Origin of the sequence: Sediminimonas qiaohouensis DSM 21189, from assembly GCF_000423645.1 — a bacterium.
GTDB lineage: Bacteria > Pseudomonadota > Alphaproteobacteria > Rhodobacterales > Rhodobacteraceae > Sediminimonas > Sediminimonas qiaohouensis.
Genome location: NZ_AUIJ01000015.1, coordinates 30,481 through 47,417 on the forward strand (window position 1 = coordinate 30,481; position 16,937 = coordinate 47,417).

Genomic DNA, 16,937 nt, shown 5'->3' on the forward strand with positions numbered 1-16,937 from the left:
GCGCCGGGCGGGCTAGTTTAGTTCGTGATGACCAACCAACTCGACTTGCCCCGCATGATCCCGATCTTTCCGCTTCCGGGGGCGCTTTTGCTGCCCCGGTCGCGGCTGCCTCTGCATATCTTCGAGCCGCGTTACCTTGCGATGCTGGATGATACGCTCAAGACGCCTGAGCGCCTGATCGGTATGGTGCAGCCGAACACGCGCGGCGGGCGCGACGACAAGGGCCTGCAACAGATCGGTTGCGCCGGGCGGGTCACGCAATTCTCGGAAACCGAGGATGGGCGCTATATGATCACCCTGTCGGGCATGTCCCGGTTCCGGGTGCTGACCGAGGTGGACGGGTTTACCCCCTATCGCCGGTGCGAGGTGTCGTGGGACGGCTTCGAGCGCGACCTGCGCAGCGAGGAAGAGCAAGATGGCACGTTCCGCCGGGACGAGTTCATGGATCTGCTGTCGCGCTATTTTGCCAGCCGCCAGTTACAGACCGATTGGGAAACCCTGCGCGAAGCGGATGACGAACTACTGGTCAATTCGTTGTCGATGATGTTGGATTTCGATCCAGAGGACAAACAGGCCCTGCTTGAGGCGCCCTGCCTTGAGACGCGGCGCGAGACGCTGGTGACCCTGATAGAATACGATTTGCGCGGCGGCGATTCCGAGGAGATCATACAATGACCGAACCACAGCAAGAGACAGGCGCAGGCGCCGCGCCAGGTTTCGACCGGCATATGCTTGAGGCGCTGATCTGTCCCAAGACGGGCGGGCGTCTGGAATATGATGCCGCGCGGCAAGAGTTGATCAGCAAAAGCGGCCACCTAGCCTATCCGATCCGCGATGGAATCCCCGTCATGCTGATCGACGAGGCGCGCGCGTTGGACGATTGATGGCGGAGGGGTTTAGCCCTGCATCAGCTCCGGCAAATCGCCCGTCAGGCCCGCCGCTTCGCGGATCAGGCCGCGGCGCAGCGCCGGCACTGCGTTGACTGCGCCAAGCCCCAAGTCGCGTCCCATGCGCAGAAGCGGATTATCGTTGGAAAACAGGCGATTCGTCAGATCGGTCGCCATGGCCAGTGTCGCAGTGTCGAAGCGGCGCCATTGTTGGTACCGCTCCAGCACATCCTGCGCGGCAATGTCTTCCCCGCGGTGGCTGGCGTCTGACAGAACCTGCGCCAGCGCTGCCACATCCCGCAGCCCCGCGTTCAGGCCCTGACCCGCAATCGGGTGCATCCCGTGCGCCGCATCGCCAATTAGCGCCAGCCGATCGCCGACGAAACTGTTGGCGATGCTCAGGCTGAGCGGGTAGCTGAACCGCCCCCCGGCCAACCGTATATCCCCCAGGAAATCGCCAAAGCGCGGGCGCAGCATCTCGATATACTCGTCCTCGGGCAGGGCGTTGAACCGCGCGGCGTTCTCGTGCGTTTCCGACCAGACGATGGATGATCGATTACCCGGCAGTGGCAGAATCGCCAGCGGCCCCGGCGGCATGAAAAACTGATGCGCGATGCCGTTATGGGGCAATTCATGTTCGATCGCGCAGACCAGCGCGGTTTGCCCGTAATCCCATCCGGTGCGCCGGATACCTGCGCGCGCGGCGGTGCCGGAGGTGCGCCCGTCAGCCCCTATCAGAACCCGACCCCGCAGCACCCGCCCCGAGGCCAGCGTCAGGGTGACGCCGGTGCTGTCCGTTTCCTGGTCGGTAACGCGCTCTTCGTTGATTCGGGTGATTGGGGGGCAATCGGCCATCGCGTCTTGTAGGGCGCGGCGCAGGAACCGATCCTCGATCATGTGCCCCATGGGGCCTTCTTCGATCTCGGCATGATCGAAATGCAGGAAAAAGTTGGAAAGCGGCCCCTCGCCGGCGCGTCCGTCACTGACCTTGATCTCAAGCATCGGCTGGCTGTTGTCGGCCAGCGAATCCCAAAGCCAAAGGTTGCGCAGCAACCGGACCGAGGACATCGCCAGCGCATAGGCGCGCCCGTCAAAGGCGGCATCGGTCAATTGCGCCACGGGCTGTGCGTCGATCACCGTGGCGGTAAGGCCGGCGCGCGCGGCGGCAAGGGCAAGCGCCGGACCGTTTAGCCCGCCACCGACGATCAGGAGGTCGCTATCATGTGTCATGCGTTTCAATATGGTCAGCGATACGGGATTGTCCATGCGCGGAGCTGCCGCTACCGTCCAAATCGTTTGAAGGAGACCCATTATGAACGATTGGTTGTGGATGAGCGCGGGCGAGCTGGGTCGCGCCATCGGTCGGGGCGAGGTTGACCCGGTCGTCCTGACGCGCGCGTATTTGGAGGCCGAGCAGGCGCATCCCCTCTCGCACCGCATCTATGCCCGCCTGACGCCTGAGCGGGCCGAGGGGGAGGCGGAGGCCGCGGCGCAAAGAGCGAGGGAGGGGCGGCGGTTGTCGCCGCTCGACGGGGTGCCGGTCAGCTGGAAGGATCTGTTCGACACCGCAGGCACCGGGACCGAGGCAGGATCGGCCCTGCTGAAGGGGCGGGTGCCGGAGCGCGATGCGCGCGTGCTCAAGAACGCCACCGCGGCGGGGCTTGTGTGCCTGGGCAAGACCCATATGAGCGAGCTGGCTTTTTCGGGTCTGGGCCTGAATTCCAAAACGGAAACAGCACCTTGCGTGCACGACCCCGCGCGTGTCGCGGGCGGATCGTCTTCGGGTGCTGCGGCCAGTATTGCGCACGGGTTGGCGCCGGTTGCGGTGGGGTCTGACACCGGGGGGTCGGTGCGAATCCCCTCGGCGTGGAACGATCTGGTGGGGTTGAAAACGGTGCATGGGCGCTTGTCCCTGGAGGGTGTGGTGCCGCTGTGCGAGACGTTCGACACCGTCGGCCCGCTGGCGCGCAATGTCGAAGATGCGGCCCTGATGCTGGCGGCGCTGGAGGGGGGCAAGGCGCCCGATCTGCGCGGCGCGTCGCTAAAGGGGCGGCGCTTTGCGGTGCTGCAAACGGCGGTTCTGGATGATCTTGACGATGGGCCCAACCGTGCTTTTGCAAGCTCTATCAACAGGTTGAAAGATGCCGGCGCGATTGTTGAGCCCATTGAAGCCCCCGAAGTGGCGTACGCGATGGGGCTGTCGGGCGTTCTGTTTACGGTAGATGCATACGGCTACTGGCGCGACGTGATCGAGGCGAATCCCGAGGCGATGGACCATCGAATCAGGGATCGGTTTCGGTCTGGGGGGCGGCATACGGGGCCGGAATATGTTGAGGGATGGATCGCGCTGCGGAAATACCGGGCGCAATGGGCGGCGCGGGTGGCCGGGTATGATGGCGTCCTGCTGCCGACCTGCCCGTCAGTGCCGCCCGAGATTGACCGCCTGCAAAGCGATACGGACTATTATGTCACTGAAAACCTTAGGGTTTTGCGCAATACGCGGGTGGTGAACCTGATGGGCGGATGCGCCGTGACACTGCCCACAGGGGTGCCAAGTTGCGGCATCATGATCTGTGGAACGGGCAGCGAAGAGCGGCTTTTGCGCCTTGCCAGTGCCGCCGAGCAGGCATTGATGAGCGGCGCGTGAGCGCCCCGCGCGGCGGGGTCACGAACGGCGTATTGCCCGAAACGGACGCATCGCGGCTTGAAACGTGCGATTCGTACATTGCAATGCAGTCGCCCAAGACGGCCCGAAATCCGGCCCGGATAAAGGTCTTGAAACGCTGCCGGCATATTCCCAAATTTCCGGTACCGGTCGCCAAAAAGGGGCCGGACCAAGCGGCCTGTCCCTGACATGGGAAGGCCATATCAACGGTATCGCTCAAGAGGAGGATGACCAATGCAACACTTTGACCTTGCACCGCTCTACCGGGCATCGGTTGGCTTTGACCAGATCGCCGACATGATGGACCGCGTCTTTGCCAGCGACATGGGGCAATCGACCTATCCGCCCTACAACATCGAAAAGATCGACGAGAACGCCTATCGCATTTCAATCGCGGTGGCGGGGTTTTCGATGAACGACCTGAATGTCGAGGTGAAGGAAAACGCGCTGATCGTGACTGCGCGCAAAGCCGAGGAAGACGAAGACCGCACATTCCTGCACCGCGGGATCGCGGCGCGGGCGTTTGAGCGTCGGTTCCATCTTGCCGACCATGTGCGCGTGACCGGCGCCAAGCATGCCGATGGGATGCTTCATATCGACCTGGTCCGCGAGGTGCCCGAGGCACTGAAACCGCGCCGGATCGAGGTGACATCCGAGACCGGCCAAGAGCAGGACATGGTCGAGGCAAAGCCGGTCAACTGACCAACGACTGACCGGATATCATTCAAGCGAAATCGAGGTCCGCAGCCATGGGTTGCGGGCCTTTTTTCGTCTCGGAGCCCACATTTGCGGGCCGGGGGCGGGAAAAGCGGCCCGCGATTGTTCCGGTGTGGGGGCGTTCCGTGGATGCTCGGACTGCGGGGCGCGAAGATTCCGGGCAGGTGTTTTTCACGCGCGAAACGTGCGGAAAGATGTTCTTATTGGCGCGAGATACTAGGCAAATATCGGGAAAGTATCCCATATTATGGGCATGCTGAAGGAGTCGCCCATGCCTGGACCAATTGGATACCTTAGCCGCATCTTGCGTGGCCTGTTTGCCGCAGGCGGGCGCGGTGCCACGGCTGGCCGGGTCGATTTCGTGGGCGCGGGGCCCGGCGATGCGGATTTGCTGACACTGGGGGCGTTGCGCGCGCTGGAGGCGGCCGATGTGGTGATCCACGACCGGCTGATCAGTGCGCAGGTGCTGGCGCTGTGCCCGGCACGGGCCACGCGGATCAGCGCCGGCAAAAAGGGCTTTGGCCCATCGGTGGCGCAGGGCGACATCAACGGCATGATCACCGATCACGCCCTGCGCGGGGCGCGGGTGGTGCGCCTCAAGTCCGGCGATCCGACGGTGTTCGGCCGCCTGGACGAAGAGATCGACGCCTGCGACGCGGCGGGCGTTGCGTGGCGCATCGTGCCGGGGATCACGGCGGCCTCGGCCGGGGTGGCGGCGATCGGTCAGAGCCTGACCAAGCGGTCGCGCAATTCGTCGGTGCGAATGATCACCGGGCACGACATGGCCGGCTTTGCCGAACATGACTGGCGCGCCTTGGCGCGCGAGGGCGAAGTCGCCGCGATCTACATGGGCACGCGGTCGGCGCGGTTCGTGCAGGGGCGGCTGATGATGCATGGCGCCGATCCCGATACCGCGGTGACATTGATCGAGAACGCCTCGCGCCCCGATCAGCGGGTTATAGGGGCGCGGCTGGCCGATCTGGCCGACACGGTGGAGGGCACCGCGTTTTCGGGGCCTGTCCTGACATTTTATGGATTGCGCCCGCGCGATGCGTGGGCGGCGCCTAGTGAAATCACCGGTGCGAAAGAGGTGGCATCATGACAAAAGCGTTTACCCCCAAGGTCGTGACCGCGAATGCGCTGGTCGAAGGCGATGTAATATACCTGACGGCGGATGACCGTTGGACGCGCGCCCTGCACGAGGCGGAACTGATCGAGGACGAGGCGCACGCGCAGGTGCGCTTGCTGGACGCCGAGCGGCAGACCGGCGAGGTCGTGGGCGCGTACCTGGCGGATGTGCGGCCGGGGCCGAACGGACCCGAGCCGGTGCATTTCCGCGAGGCGTTCCGCGCGCGCGGGCCGTCGAACTATCCGCATGGCAAGCAGACGGAGTTGGTCGATGTATGATTACAGCGAATTCGATGACGCCTATGTACGCGGCCGCGTAGAGCAGTTCCGCGCGCAGGTTGAGCGGCGGCTTGACGGGTCCCTGACCGAGGAAGAGTTTCGCCCGCTGCGCCTGATGAACGGGCTGTATTTGCAGTTGCACGCCTACATGCTGCGGGTGGCGATCCCTTATGGCACGCTGAACAGCGGGCAGATGCGGCAACTGGCCCATATTGCCGATCGGTGGGACAAGGGCTATGGCCATTTCACGACGCGGCAGAACATCCAGTACAACTGGCCCAAGCTGCGCGATGTGCCCGATATCCTTGAGGCGCTGGCCGATGTCGGGATGCACGCCATCCAGACCAGCGGCAACACCGTGCGCAACGTGACCGCCGACCATTTCGCCGGGGCAAGCGCCGACGAGGTGGCCGACCCGCGCCCCTATGCCGAATTGCTGCGCCAGTGGTCCACCGACCACCCCGAGTTCCAGTTCCTGCCGCGCAAGTTCAAGATCGGGGTGACGGGCGCGCCGAATGACCGCGCGGTGATCCGCTCGCACGATATCGGGTTGGAGGTGCGCCGGGACGGTGCCGGCGCGCTGGGCTTTCGGGTGTTCGTGGGGGGCGGTTTGGGCCGCACGCCGATGGTGGCGCAGGAGTTGGCCGCGTTCATCCCCGAGCGCGACCTGCTGCCCTATGTCGAGGCGATCCTGAGCGTTTACAACCTGCTGGGCCGGCGCGACAACAAGTACAAGGCGCGCATCAAGATTGCCGTGCACGAGCATGGCATCGACACGATCCGCGCGCTTGTGAATGAGGCGTTTGCCGAGCGGCGCGCGCTGTTCAGCGGCGCCGATCAGGCGCTTCTGACCGATATCAGGGCGCAGTTCAAACGCCCCGACCTGTCGCCGCGCGATATTGCGCCCTTCGTTGCCGCGCGCGACGCCGACCCGGTGTTCCGGGCCTGGGCGGATACCAATCTTGCGGCGCATGCGGATGCGGGCCATGCGATCGTGACGATATCGCTCAAGCCTCAGGGCGCGACGCCGGGCGATGCCACCGCAGCGCAGATGCGCGTGATGGCCGATTTGGCCGAGCGGTACGGCCATGACGAGCTGCGCATCAGCCACGAGCAGAACGTGATCTTGTCGCATGTGCACCGGGCCGACCTGCCGGCGGTACATGCCGCGCTAAAGCAGGCGGGGCTGGCGACGGCGAACGTGGGGCTGGTGTCGGATATCATTGCGTGCCCGGGCATGGATTACTGCTCGCTCGCGACGGCGCGGTCGATCCCGATCGCGCAGGAGATCGCGACGCGGTTCGAGGAGTTGAAGCTTGAGCACGAGGTGGGGCCGCTAAAGATCAAGATCTCGGGCTGCATCAACGCGTGCGGGCATCACCATGTCGGCCATATCGGCATTCTGGGCCTGGATCGCGCGGGGGTCGAGAACTACCAGGTGACGCTGGGCGGGGACGGCAGCGAGACCACCGTGATCGGGCAGCGCGCCGGGCCGGGGTTCTCCGCGGACGAGATCGTGCCGGCGGTCGAGCGGCTGGTGCTGGCCTACCTGGACCTGCGCGAGGATGCGGGCGAGACATTCTTGCAGGTGTTCCGGCGTCTTGGGGCGCAGCCGTTCAAGGATGCGCTCTATCCCGAGCAGGCACAGAGGCGGCGAGATGCAGCATGACACGATACTAGGGCCAGTGGCGGCGCGGGCCGAGGCGCTGAACGACGGCTACCGCAACCACGCGGCGATCGCCGTGTTGCGCCGCGCGCTAAGCGATCCGGCGGTGGGGCGCATTGCGCTGGTGTCGTCGTTCGGGGCGGAATCGGTGGTGCTGTTGCACATGATTTCGGTGCTGGACCGGTCAACGCCGGTTTTGTTCATCGACACGCAGATGTTGTTTGCCGAGACGCTGGCCTACCAGGCCGAGGTGGCGGCGCAACTGGGTCTGAGCGACGTGCGCACGATCCGGGCACGGCCCGAGGCGTTGGCCGCGCATGACCCTGACAGGCTGCTGCACAAGGCCGACACCGACGCCTGCTGCGCCCTGCGCAAGACCGAGCCGCTTGAGCGCGCGCTGGAGCCGTTCGACGCGTGGATCACCGGGCGCAAGCGGTTTCAGGGACAGACGCGCTCGCACCTGGATTTCTTTGAGAACGAGGGCGACAAGCGCCTCAAGGTCAATCCTCTGGCGCATTGGCGGCCGGACGATGTGCAGGACTACATGATCAACAACCGCCTGCCCCGGCATCCGCTGGTGGCGAAGGGGTACCCGTCGATCGGGTGCGCGCCGTGCACCAGCCGCGTGAAGGACGGAGAAGATCCGCGCGCGGGCCGGTGGCGTGGGCAGGACAAGGAAGAATGCGGCATTCACTTCGTCGACGGCAAGCTGGTGCGCGGGCCGGTGGCGGATGACAGGCCGCAAGAACACAAGGAGCCGCCGATGAACGTGATCGTCACCGATACCGGGTTTGCCGCAGATGACCGGGGCGAGGAATTCCAGCCGCCCGAGGAGACGGGTGCGGCGGCGCTGGACCTGGGGTCCGATGCCGATGTGAGCGCGCTGATCGGGCGCCTGGAGGGTGTCGAGGCGATACGCATCGCGTTCCCGGCGTTTTCCGACGGGCGCGGGTTCACCATGGCGCGGCGTTTGCGCATGATGGGGTTCACGGGCCGCTTGCGCGCCGCCGGTCACGTGATCGCGGATCAATACGCGATGGCCCGCCGCGCCGGGTTCGACGAGGTCGAGATCACGCCCGAGCTGGCGCGCCGGCAACCGTGGGAGCAATGGCAGGCGCGCGCGGACTGGCGCGCGCATGATTACCAGAGCAGGCTGCGCGGGGCGGGCTAGTGTTAGTCAGGGGGCAGCAGTAGCGCGCATCGCTGGGCCGCGGTGCGGCGATCCACCGCTTGTGCGGGGCATTTTATGCCCGCCAAATCCGAAAAACCGCAGAGCGTTGCGCAGGTATCAGCCAAATCGCCGTGCCGGGGGGCGGCCCGGCGATGCGCGGCGCCCTGCGGGCGCTATTTCGCGCAGGGTTTTATGTCTAATGGCAGCAATAGGCAAACCCCCTTGTCCGGCCCGGCGCAACATACGTTACCCCGCCGGTGCCTTTTCCATGACCAGGAATGTCATCATGCCCAGTGGCGGGATCGGCCGCTTGGTGACGATTTGAAGGCTGGATTCGCCGGTGACGCGGGTCAGCGGGAAATCGGAATGCCAGCCGAGGGTTTTCTCGAACGGCGCCATCAGGCGTTCGATCACGGCCATGACGCCCTTTTCGCGGGCGAAATGGTTGGTGATCACCACCTGCCCCCCGGGTTTGCAGACGCGGGCCATCTCGGCCATCACCTGTTCGGGGTCGGGCACCACCGACACGATGTGCATCGCCACCACTGTATCAAAGCTGTTATCGGGGAAATCGAGGGTGCGCGCGTCCATCTGCCTGAGCGATGCGACATTGTCGAGCGCACGGCGCGCGACCTTGTGCCGGGCCTTGGCAAGCATTTCATCGCTGAAGTCGATGCCGGTCACGGTGATGGCGGGATCGTAATGCTCAAGCGATAGGCCGGTGCCGACGCCAACCTCAAGCACGGTGCCGCCGCGGGTGTTGACATGGGCGACCGCGCGGCGCCGCCCGCCCTCAGTAATGGCGCCGAAGGTCTTGTCATAGACGGGCGCCCAACGGGCGTATGAGGATTTGACCGCGTTCAAGTCCATGTCAGATGTCCTGTTCGTCTTCAGCAGTGGGTGAGTGCCGGCGCCATGTCCACGCCACCGATATCATATAGGCAAAACCCAGCCCTGTCAGCGTGAGCCAGGGAAAGCCGATCAAGGCGCCGAGGAAACAGATGAACGCCACGTAGGCATAGCGCACCTGCCCGCGCCGGATCATCAGCGCCTTGAGCGAAAGGGTCGGCACGCGGCTGATCATGAGAAAACCGATGGCGATGATCCACGCACCGACGACGGGCGCCGGAAACAGCGCGTCATTTGCCATCGCGAGCGAGGCGAACACCGGCAGCAGCGCAAGGAACGCCCCGGCTGGGGCGGGCACGCCGATGAAATGCGCGGGCGCGGGTTCATCGGATTTGTTGGACACGTTGAACCGCGCCAGCCGCAGCACGCAGCACAGGGCATAGACGACAACGGCGATCCAGCCCAGGTTGTGCATGTCCTGGAACGCCCAGAAATAGATCAGCAAGCCGGTGGCGATGCCGAAGTTCTGGAAATCGGCCAGCGAATCCAGCTCCGCGCCCATCGGGCTTTCGCTTTTCAAAAGGCGCGCAAGGCGACCGTCGAGGCCATCGAGGATGGCGGCGAGCAGAATTAGCTGCACCGCGAGTTTGAAATTGCCCTGCGATGCGAAGCGGATCGCCGTCAGGCCGGCACAGATCGCGGCCACCGTCATCATGTTCGGCAAAAGCTGCACGATCCTGAGTTCGCGTTTGGGGCGGGCGGTTGTCATTTGCCTACTCCATCCGGGCGGTGCGCGGGGCGGTGTCGCGGCCAAGATCGGCCAGCACGGTTTCGCCCGCGATCATGGTTTGCCCCACAGCCACCAGCGGCGCCACGCCATCGGGCAGGTACACGTCCAACCGCGAGCCAAAGCGGATCAGGCCGAACCGCTCGCCGGTGCGCAGGTGGGCGCCCTTGTCTGTCCAGCACATGATGCGGCGCGCGACAAGCCCGGCGATCTGCACCACTGCGATGTGGCGGCCATCTGCCATCTGGATGGCCAGGCTGTTGCGCTCGTTATCGGTGCTGGCCTTGTCGAGCGAGGCGTTCAGGAACTTGCCGGGCCGGTAGGATACCGCCGTGACGGTGCCTTCGACCGGGGCGCGGTTCACGTGGCAGTTGAACACGTTCATGAATACGCTGACGCGGGTCAGGGCCTCGGGCCCGAGGCCCAGCTCGGCCGGGGGCACGGCCGGCTCGATCAGGGACACGACGCCGTCGGCGGGGCTGACGATCAGGCCGTCCTCGGTAGGGGTGGCGCGCACGGGGTCGCGGAAGAAGTAGTAGCACCAGACCGTCGCGCCAACGCCCAGCCAACCCAGCGGTTCCCATATCAGGAACAGCACCACCGCGATGGCGGCGAATATCGCCACGAAACGGCGCCCCTCGGGGTGCATCGGCTTGATGAACGTGTCGGTCATTTTCATGGGTGCGGTATCCGGGGGCAGCTATGGTTGGGCACGGCTTATCCCATGACCCGGCCCCGTGGCAATGCGGCGTGCCGCCTTATGGCCGCCGCAAAGGCACAAAGGCGCCGAGCGGGTCCGGCGCCTTTGCGTTTTTCGGGTGGAAATGGCCAGTCAGACCGACCCTCAGACCGAGGTGCAGATGTATTTCATCTCCATGAACTCATCGATGCCGTGATGCGAGCCTTCGCGCCCCAGCCCCGATTGCTTGACCCCGCCGAACGGCGCGACCTCGGTCGAGATGATGCCGGTGTTGACGCCGACGATCCCGTATTCCAGCGCCTCGGCCACCTTGGTGACGCGGGAAAGGTCGTTGGCGTAGAAATAGCTGGCAAGGCCGAAGATCGTGTCGTTGGCCAGCTCGATCACCTCGTCCTCGTCATGGAACCGGAACAGCGGCGCGAGGGGGCCGAAGGTTTCCTCGGTCGCAAAGGCCATGTCGCGGGTGGCGTCGGTGACGATGGTGGGGCCAAAGAAGTTGCCCTGCATCTGGCTGCCCTCGCCGCCGAGGATCACCTTGGCGCCCTTGGCGGTGGCGTCGGCGATGTGCTCTTGCACCTTGGTGATGGCGTCGGGGGTGATCAGCGGGCCCAGCTCGGTCCCGGTTTCCAGGCCATCGCCCACTTTCATCTCGGACACGCGTTTGGCCAGCTTTTCGGCGAAGGCGTCATAGATGCCGTCCTGCACGTAAAGGCGGTTGGCGCAGACGCAGGTTTGGCCGTTGTTGCGGAACTTGCACATGATCGCGCCTTCGACGGCGGCATCGACATCGGCGTCGTCGAACACGATGAAGGGCGCGTTGCCGCCCAGCTCCATCGAGCATTTCATGACGCTGTCGGCGGCTTGCCGCAGCAGGATGCGGCCCACCTCGGTCGAGCCGGTGAAGGTGAGCTTGCGCACCGCGGGGTTTTCGCAAAATTCGCGGCCGATGTCGGAGGCATGCGAGGAAGGCACGATGCTAAGCACGCCCTTGGGGATGCCGGCGCGATCGGCCAGAACGCCCAGCACCGTGGCCGATAGCGGCGTCTCGGACGCGGGGCGCCCTACAAAGGCACAGCCCGCCGCAAGCGCCGGACCGGCCTTGCGGGTGATCATCGCGTTGGGAAAGTTCCATGGCGTGATCGAGGCGGCGACGCCGATCGGCTGCTTGATGACGGTGATGCGCTTGTCGCGCTGGTGGCCGGGGATGGTTTCGCCGTAGATGCGCTTGGCCTCTTCGGCGAAGAACTCGATGAACGAGGCGCCATAGGCGATCTCGCCCTTGGCCTCGGCGTGGGGTTTGCCTTGTTCGGCGGTCAGGATGGTGGCCAGGTCGTCCTGGTTTTCCATCATCAGGTCGTACCAGCGGCGCAAGATCACGCTGCGTTCCTTGCCGGTGTATTTCGCCCATTCCTTTTGCGCCGCCTCGGCCTTGGCGATGGCCTGCGCGACCTGTTCGCGCGACAGGTCGGCGACATTGGCGATCACGTCGCCGCGCGCGGGGTTGGTGACCGGAAAGGTGGCGCCGCCCGCGCCATCGGTCCAGTCCCCGGCCAGATATGCCTGCTCGGCCAGAAGTGAGGGATCCTTGAGCAGTGATTTCAGATCGGTTTTGGATTGGGTCATGGCGGGACTCCGTTGATTTTGGTCTGTTAAAGGGAAACCATCTGGCGTTACCATTGTCTAGCACCAGATGGAGGGGAACACGCCGTGGAACTGGATGATGCCTATGCAAATGCCGCCCATATCGAGGGGGCGGACGCGTATCCGCCGCGCTGGGCGCGGGAGGCGGCGGCGTTTCGCGAGGGGCTGTTGGAACAGGGGTTGGCCGATCTGGACGTTCCCTATGGCGATAGTCCGCGCCAGCGGTTCGACCTGTTCCTGCCGATGGAAAAGGCGCACGGATTGATGATTTTCGTGCATGGGGGGTATTGGCTCAGGTTCGACAAATCCACTTGGTCGCACCTGGCTGGTGGCGCGCTTAGCCGGGGGTGGGCGGTGGCGATGCCGTCTTATGACCTGTGCCCGGACGTGACGATTGCCGACATCGCCGCGCAGATCGCGCGCGCGGTGGAGGTGGCGGCGGGCATGGTCGGCGGGCCGATTGCCCTGGCGGGGCATTCGGCGGGCGGGCATTTGGTGGCGCGGATGACGGTGCCCGGTGTCCTGCCGGACGCGGTGGCGGCGCGGCTGAGCCATGTGATGCCGATCTCGCCTGTGGCGGACCTGCGGCCGCTTCTGAGAACATCGATGGCCGAGCCGCTGCACCTGGACCAGCAAAGCGCCGAGGCGGAAAGCCCGGTGTTGATGCAGCCGCGCAAGGGCGTGCCGGTGAGCGTGTGGGTCGGCGGCGACGAGCGGCCCGCGTTCCTGGATCAGGCGGGGTGGCTGTCGCAGGCGTGGGGCGCACCGTGCGAGGAGGTACCCAAGCGGCACCATTTCGACGTGATCGACGCACTGGCCGATCCGAACAGCGACATGGTCGCGCGGTTATTGGGGTAGGGGGGTGTTGCTGACGTCGGCGAACGGGATGAGGAGCCGCGCGTTGGCGGGCCGCGGCACCCTGCGGGCACAATTCCGCGCCAGTATCACGCCGCGACCATCAAACGTTCACCGCGTCCGTTCGCGGCGGCTTTGCTCTACTTGGATGCTGAACAACGACGCGTCCAACTCCTCCGGCTCGCTTAGCGCGCCCAGAGATACGGTCGTGCTTGATCCGCTGTCGTCGTTGATGACCCACTGCCGCAGTTCCAGCGGCTCGTGCGAAAAGACCAGCTCGATATTGCCGTATTCCGGGTGTTCGGGGTCTTGCGCCGTTACCACCGTTGCGGGGCCGCGGCGTTCGTGGCCCACGACCATGCCGTTCCTCGACAGGTCCACATCCTCCGCCAGGATCAGCGACAAGGGCGTGCGGTCCAGCGGATAGGTCTGCGGCCCCTGGTTGCTCTTGGGGTCGAAAATGGCCACCGCGCTACCGCCGGCGATCACGACGGTATCCTCCGGCTCGTCATAGGCGAACCGCATCCGGCCCGGGCGGTTCATGTAAAGGGTGCCGGTGGTGACGCTGCCATCGTCGTTGATCTGCGTGAACGGGCTGCGCGCCAGGCGCAGATCGTTCAGGTAATCGGAAATCTCCGACAGCGGCAGCGGCTGCGCCTCTTCCGCCTCGGCCGATGCGGGCGCGATCAGGGCCATGGCCACCCCGGATAGCAACAGGGATCGAACAAATGTCATGACACCCACCTATATACTCGCCCGGTGCGTTTCACCCCGCCCGCGCTTCACGAAAACGCGATGCGCGCATTATTGCTCAGGCACCAGGATCTCGCGCTTGCCGACATGGTTGGCGCCGCTGACAACGCCCTGTTCCTCCATCTGCTCGACAAGGCGCGCGGCCTTGTTGTACCCGATCGCCAGCTTGCGCTGTATATACGAGGTCGAGCATTTGCGATCCTTCACCACGATCGCCACGGCGGTATCGTATAGCGCATCCTCGGTATCGGTGTTGCCGCCAAGGCCAAGCACCTGGTCGATGTTGCCCTCGCGGTCCTCGTCCGGGCCTTCCACAACGCCGCCCACGTAATCGGGCGGGCCGAACGACTTGAGGTACCGCACGATTTCCTCGACCTCTTCGTCGCTGACGAACGGCCCGTGGCACCGCGTGATGCGCGCGCCGCCGGCCATATAGAGCATGTCGCCCATCCCCAGAAGCTGCTCGGCGCCCATCTCGCCCAGGATCGTGCGGCTGTCGATCTTGCTGGTAACCTGGAAGGAAATCCGCGTCGGGAAGTTTGCCTTGATGGTGCCCGTGATCACATCCACCGAGGGGCGCTGCGTCGCCATGATCAGGTGAATGCCGCTGGCCCGCGCCATTTGCGCAAGGCGCTGGATGCAAGCCTCGATCTCTTTGCCGGCGACCATCATCAGGTCGGCCATCTCGTCGACGATGACGACGATATAGGGCATCTTCTCGGGCGCGAATTCCTCGGTCTCGAACACCGGCTCACCGGTTTCGTCGTCAAAGCCCGTCTGCACCGTGCGCGAGAACATCTCGCCCTTGGCCAGCGCATCGGCGACGCGGCTGTTGTAGCCGTCGATATTGCGCACGCCCATCTTTGACATCTTGCGATACCGCTCTTCCATCTCGCCGACCACCCATTTCAGGGCGACAACCGCCTTCTTGGGGTCGGTCACGACGGGGCTGAGAAGATGCGGAATGCCGTCATACACCGACAGTTCCAGCATCTTGGGGTCGATCATGATCAACCGGCATTCATCCGGCGTCAGCCGATACAGCAGCGACAGGATCATCGTGTTGATCGCCACCGATTTACCCGACCCGGTCGTGCCCGCGATCAACAGGTGGGGCATTTTCGACAGGTTCGCCACGATCGGATCGCCGCCGATATCCTTGCCCAGCGCCAGCGGCAGCTTCATGTTGCTGTCGCCGTAATCGCGCGCGCTCAGGATCTCGCGCAGAACCACCTTTTCGCGGTTCTCGTTCGGCAGCTCGATCCCGATGACAGACCGCCCCGGCACCGTGGACACACGCGCCGACAGGGCCGACATCGACCGCGCGATATCATCGGCCAGCCCGATAACGCGGCTCGCCTTCAGGCCCGGCGCCGGCTCCAGCTCGTACATCGTCACGACGGGGCCGGGGCGGACGCTGACGATCTCGCCCTTCACGCCGTAGTCGTCCAGAACCGTCTCAAGCATCCGCGCGTTTTCCTCCAGCGCCTCATCGCTCAGATGGTGCCGCTGGATCGTCGCGGGGTTCGACAACAGGTTCAGGGGCGGCAATTCGAACTCCGCGCCCGTTTCCTCGAATTGCAGGGCGGGCTGCGCTTCGGCCTTGGCGCGGGTTGAGGGCTGTACCGGCTTGCGCGCGGCGTGCTGCACCACCTTGCGCGGCTCGGCAACGGGGATGCTGTGGGGCGCGGCGGCGGGCCACTCGGGCGTTTCCATGTCCTCGCGTGCGTCGTCGTCCAGAACCGCGTCATCGTCCGGTTGGGCGGCTGCAAAGGATGTCAGCGGCGGCTCGGGCGGCATATGCGCCGGGTCCGCCGGGCCGCGCTCCGCGCTCACCTCCGGGGCCGCGCGCACGCGGTTTCGGATCACGTCGGCGATCTTGGCCTTGATGCGGTCATCGCCGGGCATCTCGTCAACCTGCGCCGCCGGCGCGCGCTCTATCAGTTCCGGCTCCGGCAGCGGATCAGGCCGCCGCACCAGCGCGGGCATACGCGACAGGAAACCGCCCTTCGCGGCGGGCGCTTGTTCTGCCCGGGGGCCATCCGCCGGCGCCGCCTCCGGCCCGCGATCCACGCGCCAATCGGCGGCGGGCGCGCCCATGCGCGGCTCTTCTTGTGGGTGCTGGTCGCGCTGCGCCTGCTTGCGGGCGTTCACCGCCTGAACCCCGGCCACGGCGCCGCGCCCGCCATACGCCAGCAACCTGACCATGCCCGCATAGGCCACGATCAGCCCGACAACCAGGAACCGGGCAACCCTTCGCAGCTCGGACCACGTGAACCCAAGCACGAACGCCCCGCAGCCCAGCATCACCAGGCCCAGCAATAGCGACAGCAGCTTGAGCCCGATGCTGGCGCTGACTGGCAAGATACCCAGAACCGTGCCCAGAACCGTATCGCCGAACAGCCCGCCCAGCCCAAAGCTGTGGCTCCATTCGGGGCCCGGGACCAGCGACGCGGCATAGACCGACGCCAGCGCAACCGCGATCGGCCCGAAGATCAGGCGGCTCAGGGCGCGGCTCTCGCCCTGGTGCAGGGTAAACCGCAGTCCCCAGCCGCCAAGAATAATGGGAATGCCCCACGTGCCCCAGCCCACGATCATGAACAGCGGCGCCGCGATACTGGCGCCAATCGCGCCGGTCCAGTTGCGCACCGGCGCGTCCGTGGCCGACAGGAACGACGGATCATCGGGGTGGTAGGACAGCGTCATCGCGGCAGCCGCAGCCGCCAACAGGATCAGCGCGATGCCCAGCAACTCCTTGCCGCGCTTTTCAATCGCGGCCTGAACGTCGCTGTCGAACAATGGATCACGTCCCCTACTCTGATATGCCATTCCTGCCCTC

General features: G+C 65.2%; 16 protein-coding genes and 1 pseudogene. 10 read left to right on the forward strand and 7 right to left on the reverse strand.

From position 1 onward, the window contains the following. Nucleotides 1–27: 27 nt before the first annotated feature. Both G568_RS0112720 and G568_RS0112725 read left to right on the forward strand, forming a co-directional pair. Complete coding sequence (locus G568_RS0112720; protein WP_026758401.1) at nt 28–675, forward strand: LON peptidase substrate-binding domain-containing protein; 648 nt, start codon at nt 28–30, stop codon at nt 673–675. After that, nucleotides 672–884, forward strand: a complete 213-nt coding sequence (locus tag G568_RS0112725; protein ID WP_026758402.1) for a Trm112 family protein — start codon at nt 672–674, stop codon at nt 882–884. The genes G568_RS0112720 and G568_RS0112725 overlap by 4 nt, the downstream gene beginning before the upstream one ends. 12 nt (nt 885–896) lie before the next feature. Here G568_RS0112725 and G568_RS0112730 read toward each other — a convergent pair whose 3' ends face one another. Continuing rightward, a complete protein-coding gene (locus tag G568_RS0112730) occupies nt 897–2,153 on the reverse strand; it encodes a UbiH/UbiF/VisC/COQ6 family ubiquinone biosynthesis hydroxylase (RefSeq protein WP_026758403.1) in 1,257 nt (418 codons plus the stop codon). Between the two features lie 46 nt (nt 2,154–2,199). Here G568_RS0112730 and G568_RS0112735 point away from each other — a divergent pair, with 46 nt between their 5' ends. The 7 genes and pseudogenes from G568_RS0112735 (at nt 2,200) to G568_RS20530 (ending at nt 8,513) form a co-directional block, all read left to right on the forward strand. Then, complete coding sequence (locus G568_RS0112735; protein ID WP_026758404.1) at nt 2,200–3,534, forward strand: amidase; 1,335 nt, start codon at nt 2,200–2,202, stop codon at nt 3,532–3,534. A 252-nt stretch (nt 3,535–3,786) separates the two neighbouring features. Further along, entirely contained in the window at nt 3,787–4,254 is a 468-nt protein-coding gene (locus tag G568_RS0112740; protein ID WP_026758405.1) for an Hsp20 family protein, read from the forward strand. Nucleotides 4,255–4,540: 286 nt separating this feature from the next. After that, a complete protein-coding gene (gene cobA, locus G568_RS18790) occupies nt 4,541–5,371 on the forward strand; it encodes a uroporphyrinogen-III C-methyltransferase (RefSeq protein WP_084627400.1) in 831 nt (276 codons plus the stop codon). Further along, nucleotides 5,368–5,676 carry a DUF2849 domain-containing protein gene (locus tag G568_RS0112750; RefSeq protein WP_026758406.1) on the forward strand — a complete coding sequence of 103 codons (309 nt, stop codon included), beginning with the start codon at nt 5,368–5,370 and terminating at the stop codon, nt 5,674–5,676. Before cobA ends, G568_RS0112750 begins: the two co-directional genes overlap by 4 nt. Continuing rightward, nucleotides 5,669–7,345: a nitrite/sulfite reductase gene (locus G568_RS0112755; protein ID WP_026758407.1), complete on the forward strand. Its 1,677-nt coding sequence runs from the start codon at nt 5,669–5,671 to the stop codon at nt 7,343–7,345. The genes G568_RS0112750 and G568_RS0112755 overlap by 8 nt, the downstream gene beginning before the upstream one ends. After that, nucleotides 7,335–8,072 (forward strand): annotated as a pseudogene (locus tag G568_RS20525) (phosphoadenylyl-sulfate reductase); the annotation flags it as partial. The gene G568_RS0112755 and the pseudogene G568_RS20525, both read left to right, overlap by 11 nt. A 33-nt stretch (nt 8,073–8,105) precedes the next feature. Beyond that, the gene (locus tag G568_RS20530; RefSeq protein ID WP_169576960.1) at nt 8,106–8,513 is read left to right on the forward strand and encodes a DUF934 domain-containing protein; all 408 of its coding nucleotides are present in this window, start codon (nt 8,106–8,108) and stop codon (nt 8,511–8,513) included. Nucleotides 8,514–8,759: 246 nt separating this feature from the next. Here G568_RS20530 and G568_RS0112765 read toward each other — a convergent pair whose 3' ends face one another. The 4 genes from G568_RS0112765 to G568_RS0112780 form a co-directional block, all read right to left on the reverse strand. Then, a complete protein-coding gene (locus G568_RS0112765) occupies nt 8,760–9,383 on the reverse strand; it encodes a class I SAM-dependent methyltransferase (protein WP_026758408.1) in 624 nt (207 codons plus the stop codon). A gap of 1 nt (nt 9,384) precedes the next feature. After that, nucleotides 9,385–10,131 carry a CDP-diacylglycerol--serine O-phosphatidyltransferase gene (pssA, locus tag G568_RS0112770; protein ID WP_026758409.1) on the reverse strand — a complete coding sequence of 249 codons (747 nt, stop codon included), beginning with the start codon at nt 10,129–10,131 and terminating at the stop codon, nt 9,385–9,387. Between the two features lie 4 nt (nt 10,132–10,135). Then, nucleotides 10,136–10,828: a phosphatidylserine decarboxylase gene (locus tag G568_RS0112775; protein ID WP_026758410.1), complete on the reverse strand. Its 693-nt coding sequence runs from the start codon at nt 10,826–10,828 to the stop codon at nt 10,136–10,138. Nucleotides 10,829–10,993: 165 nt separating this feature from the next. Then, complete coding sequence (locus G568_RS0112780; RefSeq protein ID WP_026758411.1) at nt 10,994–12,472, reverse strand: NAD-dependent succinate-semialdehyde dehydrogenase; 1,479 nt, start codon at nt 12,470–12,472, stop codon at nt 10,994–10,996. Between the two features lie 84 nt (nt 12,473–12,556). Here G568_RS0112780 and G568_RS0112785 point away from each other — a divergent pair, with 84 nt between their 5' ends. Continuing rightward, nucleotides 12,557–13,348: an alpha/beta hydrolase gene (locus tag G568_RS0112785; protein WP_026758412.1), complete on the forward strand. Its 792-nt coding sequence runs from the start codon at nt 12,557–12,559 to the stop codon at nt 13,346–13,348. A gap of 108 nt (nt 13,349–13,456) precedes the next feature. Here the strand turns inward: G568_RS0112785 and G568_RS0112790 are convergent, their stop codons facing one another. After that, entirely contained in the window at nt 13,457–14,080 is a 624-nt protein-coding gene (locus tag G568_RS0112790; RefSeq protein ID WP_037374105.1) for a LolA family protein, read from the reverse strand. Between the two features lie 69 nt (nt 14,081–14,149). Then, nucleotides 14,150–16,927 (reverse strand): DNA translocase FtsK, encoded by a 2,778-nt coding sequence (locus G568_RS0112795; RefSeq protein ID WP_026758414.1) that lies wholly within the window; start codon nt 16,925–16,927, stop codon nt 14,150–14,152. Nucleotides 16,928–16,937 lie beyond the last annotated feature (10 nt).